The following is a 5,785-nucleotide window of genomic DNA, read 5'->3' as shown; positions in this document are numbered from 1 at the left end:
CGGACGCCACCGCGTCCAGACCGCCGGTCAGTGCGTCTCGGTCGCTCGCCAGCACCACCGCCCGGTGCGCCAGCCCGGCACGCCGAACCGACGCGACACCCAACGCCCGCAGCTCCTCACCGGCCACGCCCCGCAACCGCTCCGCCTGCGCCCGCAGCGCCTCCGGCGTGTCACCGGACAGCAGCACCGGCACCAGCGGGAGTTCCACCACCGTCCCCACGAACGCTTCCGCAGTCGGCGGCTCCTCGATGATGACGTGGGCGTTGGTGCCCGAGACGCCGAACGCCGAGACACCCGCTCGGCGGGGACGGCCCGAAGCCTCCCAGGGCCGCGCCTCGGTCAACAGCTCGACCGCACCAGCAGTCCAGTCGATGTGCGGCGACGGCTCGTCTGCGTGCAGCGTCGCGGGCAGGGTCTCGTGCCGCATCGCGAGCAACATCTTGATGATCCCCGCCACACCCGCAGCCGCCTGCGTGTGGCCGATGTTCGACTTCACCGACCCCAGCCAGAGCGGATCGCCCTCACGCCCCTGCCCATAGGTAGCCAGCAGCGCTTGGGCCTCGATCGGATCACCCAGCGACGTACCCGTCCCGTGCGCCTCCACCGCATCCACCTCGGACGCCGACAGCCCGGCCTGCGCGAGCGCCGCCCGGATCACCCGCTGCTGCGACGGACCGTTCGGGGCGGTGAGGCCGTTCGACGCACCGTCCTGGTTCACCGCCGTTCCCCGCACCACGCCGAGCACCCGACGACCCGCCGCCCGAGCCGACGACAGCCGCTCGACCAGCAGCATGCCCGCACCCTCGGACCAGCCGGTGCCGTCGGCACCCGCACCGAACGACTTGCACCGGCCATCGGCCGCGAGCCCCCGCTGACGCGAGAACTCCACGAACACATCCGCGTTCGGCATCACGGTGACGCCGCCAACGAGCGCCATCGAGCACTCGCCGCCACGCAGCGCCTGCGCCGCCAGGTGCAGCGCCACCAGCGAGGACGAGCAGGCGGTGTCGACCGTGACCGCCGGGCCCTCCAGCCCGAAGGTGTACGAGATCCGCCCCGACATCACCGACGACGCCGTCCCTGTCAGCAGATGCCCTTCCAGCCCCTCCCCCGACTCGCCCGATCCGACCCCGTAGCCCATGAACGACGCACCCACGAACACGCCCACCGGCTCGCCCCGCAGACCCAGCGGATCAGCCCCCGCAGCTTCCAGCGCCTCCCACGAGGTCTCCAGCAGCAACCGCTGCTGCGGATCCATCGCCAACGCCTCACGCGGCGAGATCCCGAACAGACCCGCATCGAACTCACCAGCGCCGTAAAGGAATCCACCGTGCCGGGTGTAAGAGGTACCCACGTGCTCCGGATCCGGGTGGTAGAGCGCGTCCAGGTCCCAGCCGCGATCCGACGGGAACCCGCCGATCCCATCCCCACCCGACGCGACCAACTCCCAGAACGCCTCCGGGGTCTCCACCCCACCCGGCAACCGCAGACCCATCCCCACGATCACGATCGGATCCTCGGCGACGGGCGCGACGGCCTCGGCAACGGTTGCGTCCGAGACGAAGGTGCCCTGCGCGAAGCGCCCCAGCACGAAGGCGGCGAGCCGCTCCGCGTCCGGGTAGTCGAAGACCAGCGTCGCGGGCAGGACCAGCCCGGTCACCGCCTGCAGACGGTTGCGCAGCTCGACCGCCGTCAGCGAGTCGAAGCCCAACTCCTTGAACGCACGCGACGGTTCGATCTCATCGGCCGACGTGTGGCCGAGCACCCCGGCCACCTCAGCCCGCACCAGGGCCAGCACCACGCGCCGGCGCTCAGCCGACGACAGCGCCGCCAGCCGCGCGGACAGGCCCGTCCCCTCCGACACCACAACCGCCTCGCCCGGGGCCAACCGAGCAAACAGCGGCCGCTCCCGCACAGCGCTGAACAGCGGCAGGAACTCCCCCCACCGCACGTCGGCGACCGTCACCGCGCCCTCGTCGCCGCCGACGGCACCGGCCATCGCCGTCACCGCCCGCTGCGGGTCCAGCGGCACGAGGCCCTGGCGGCGGAGCCGGCTCTCGACCGCGCTGTCCGAGGCCATTCCGACCTCGGCCCACGGGCCCCACGCCACCGCCGTCCCCGGCAGACCCCTCGCCCGACGACGCGCCACCAACCCGTCCAGCGCCGCGTTCGCCGCACCGTACGCCGCCTGCCCACCACTGCCCCAGACACCCGAGATCGACGAGAACACCACAAACGCGTCCACCTCGCCAACCAGTTCGTCCAGGTGCAGCGCACCGTCGACCTTGCCCCGGATCACCCGGTCCAGATGCGCGGCATCGGCATCCACCAGCGGCACGTCCTCGGCCACACCCGCCGCATGCACCACCGCGTCCACGCCACCAACAACCGCCAACAGCGCCTCGACGGCCGACCGGTCCGCCAGATCACACGCATGCACCTCAGCCCCGGGAAGCTCCGCCGCCAACTCCGCAGCCCCCGGCGCCCCAAGCCCACGCCGCGACACCAGCACCAACCGCTCCGCACCGGCCCCCGCCGCCCACCGCGCCACCTGCGCGCCCAGACCACCCGTGCCACCCGCGACCAACACCGTCCCACGCGGACGCCACACCACACCCGAAGCCGCCGGCGCCTGCACCAGACGCCGCACCAACACCCCACCACTGCGCACGGCGACCTGATCCTCCGCACCCAGCACACCGCCCAGGACAGCAGCGATCCGGCCCTCCGCCCGGTGGTCCACCTCAACGGGCAGATCCAGCAGACCACCCCACAACTCCGGATGCTCCAGACCCACCGCACGGCCGAAGCCCCACAACTGCGCCTGGCCCACATCCACCGCACCATCAGCCCGGCCCGTCGCCACCCCACCACGCGTCACCAGCCACAACGGCACCCGGCACCCCACGCCGACCAGCGCACGAATCACCGACAACGCCTCAACCACACTCACCGGCGACGCCACCACACCCACGACATCCAGCCCCGCCAGCGCAGCCCCGTCCACCACGGGCACCACCGACACACCCAACCCGGCCAACACCGCACCCACACCGTGCACGTCCTCACCGACCACCGCCCAGACGCCATCCAGACGGCCCCCGGCTGCGACGGTCACCGGCTCCCACTCGATCCGGTAGCGCCAGCCATCGATCAGCGACCGCTCCCGACCCCGCGCCCGCCAGGACGCCAGCGCCGGGACGAGCTCTTCGAGCGCGGCCGTGGTGACGCCCAACTGCTCGGCCAGGACCGGAAAGTCGCCGCGCTCGATGATGCCCCAGAAGTCGGAGTCGCCCTGCTCCGCGACCGGGGTCCGGCCGGCCGCCACCTTCTCGGGCCAGTAGCGCTGCCGCTGGAAGGCGTAGGTCGGCAGCTCGACCGGCTCGACACCGGCGAACAGCGGCACCCAGTCGACGGGGGTGCCGTTGACGTGCAGAGTGGCGAGGGCAGTCAGCGCGGTGGTGACCTCGTCGCGCTCCCGGCGCAGCAACGGCGCCGTGACAGCCCCGGGCTGCTGGACCAAAGCGGACAGCACACCGTCCGGGCCCAGCTCCACGAAGCGGGCGACACCCTCCAGCGCCGCGAGCGCGTCGGCGAAGCGCACCGGCTCGCGAACCTGCCGCACCCAGTACTCCGGGTCCGACCACTCGCCCAGCGTCACCGGGCGGCCGGTCACCGAGGAGACGACCGGCACCGACGGGTCGGCGAAAGCCAACCCGGCGACGACAGTGCGGAATTCGTCCAGCATCGGGTCCATCAGGCGGGAGTGGAAGGCGTGACTGGTGCGCAGCCGCGAGGCCTTCCACCCCCGCTCGGCCGCCACCACGGCAGCCGCCTCGATCTCCGCCGCAGGACCCGAAACCACCACCGACGCCGGACCGTTGACCGCCGCGAGATCGAGGTCCGGGAACGCTTCGCGAACCTCGCCCTCCGAGGCCCCGACCGCCAGCATCGCACCGCCGGACGGCAGCGCCTGCATCAGCCGCCCGCGCGACGCCACCAGCACAGCAGCATCCGCCAACGACAGCACACCCGCCACATGCGCAGCCGCGATCTCACCGATCGAGTGACCCACCAGCACGTCAGCCTCAACGCCCCAGGACCGGAGCAGCGCGTACGACGCCACCTCCACCGCGAACAGCGCCGGCTGCGCGTACTCGGTGCGGTGGATCAACTCCTCGTCCGCCAGCACCTCCGCCAACGGCCGCTCCAGATGCGCGTCCACCTGCAACGCCACCGCATCGAACGCATCCGCGAAGACCGCGAACGCCTCGTAGAGGCCGCTCCCCATCCCGACCCGCTGAGCCCCCTGCCCCGTGAACAGGAACGCCACCCGCCCCGCACGCGCCACACCAGCCAGCGCACCCGAGCCCGACACCACCGCATCCAACCCGCCGACCAGCGCACCCCGGTCACCCGCCAGCACCACCGCCCGGTGCGCCAGCCCGGCACGCCGAACCGACGCGGCACCCAACGCCCGCAGCTCCTCACCGGCCACGCCCCGCAACCGCTCCGCCTGCGCCCGCAACGCCTCCGGCGTGTTCCCGGACAACAGCACCGGCACCAGTGGAAGGTCCGCAGCGACCTCCTCGGACACCGGGGCGACCGGCGGCTCCTCCAGGATCACGTGCGCATTGGTCCCGCTCATGCCGAACGAGGAGACACCCGCCCGACGCGGACGGCCCACGGCCTCCCACGGCCGCGCCTCCGCCAGCAGCTCCACCGCACCGGAGGCCCAGTCCACGTGCGAGGACGGCTCGTCGACGTGCAACGTCCCCGGCAGCACACCGTGCCGCATCGCGAGAACCATCTTGATGATCCCCGCAACACCCGCAGCCGCCTGCGTGTGCCCGATGTTCGACTTCACCGACCCCAGCCACAACGGCTCACCGGAGCGCTCGCGCCCGTACGTCGCCAACAGCGCCTGCGCCTCGATCGGATCACCCAGCGACGTCCCCGTCCCGTGCGCCTCCACCGCATCCACCTCGGACGCCGACAACCCCGCCTGCGCCAACGCCGCCCGGATCACCCGCTGCTGCGACGGACCGTTCGGCGCCGTCAGACCATTCGACGCACCATCCTGGTTCACCGCCGTACCCCGCACCACCGCCAACACCCGACGACCCGCCGCCCGAGCCGACGACAACCGCTCCACCAGCAGCATGCCGACGCCCTCACCCCAGCCGGTGCCGTCCGCCGCCTCCGCGAACGGCTTGCACCGACCATCGACGGCCAGGCCGCGCTGACGGGAGAACTGGACGAAGGTCTCCGGTCCCGACATCACGGCCACACCGCCGGCCAGCGCCATGGTGCACTCGCCGGACCGCAGCGCCTGCACGGCGAGGTGCAGCGCGACCAGCGAGGACGAGCACGCCGTGTCGACGGTCACCGCCGGGCCCTCCAACCCGAACGTGTAGGAAAGCCGCCCCGAGACGACGCTGCCCGCCGTACCGGTCAGGAGGTGCCCCTCCAGTTCCTCCGGCAGCCCGGCCGCCAGGTCGGCGTAGTCAATGCTGTTCGCACCGGCGAAGACGCCGATCTGCTCACCACGCAGCGCCAGCGGGTCGATCCCCGCACGCTCGAACGCCTCCCAGGACGTCTCCAGCAGCAACCGCTGCTGCGGGTCCATCGCCAGCGCCTCGCGCGGCGAGATCCCGAACAGGCCCGCGTCGAACTCGCCCGCCTCGTACAGGAATCCGCCGAACCGGGTGTACGAGGTGCCCGCGTGGTCCGGGTCCGGGTGGTAGAGCGCCTCCAGGTCCCACCCGCGGTCCGTCGGGAACCC

The 5,785-nt window shown here is 72.5% G+C and carries 1 protein-coding gene; it reads right to left on the bottom strand.

All coding sequences use genetic code 11. The features are described from left to right. Nucleotides 1-5,785 (bottom strand): SDR family NAD(P)-dependent oxidoreductase (locus ACFU74_RS35475; protein ID WP_380764258.1); only part of this gene is annotated, 5,785 nt, incomplete at both ends.

Source organism: Kitasatospora sp. NPDC057500, assembly GCF_042802195.1.
Lineage (GTDB): Bacteria > Actinomycetota > Actinomycetes > Streptomycetales > Streptomycetaceae > Kitasatospora.
Note: the sequence above shows the minus strand (reverse complement) of the source record. Positions and strands in the feature narration are given on the sequence as shown.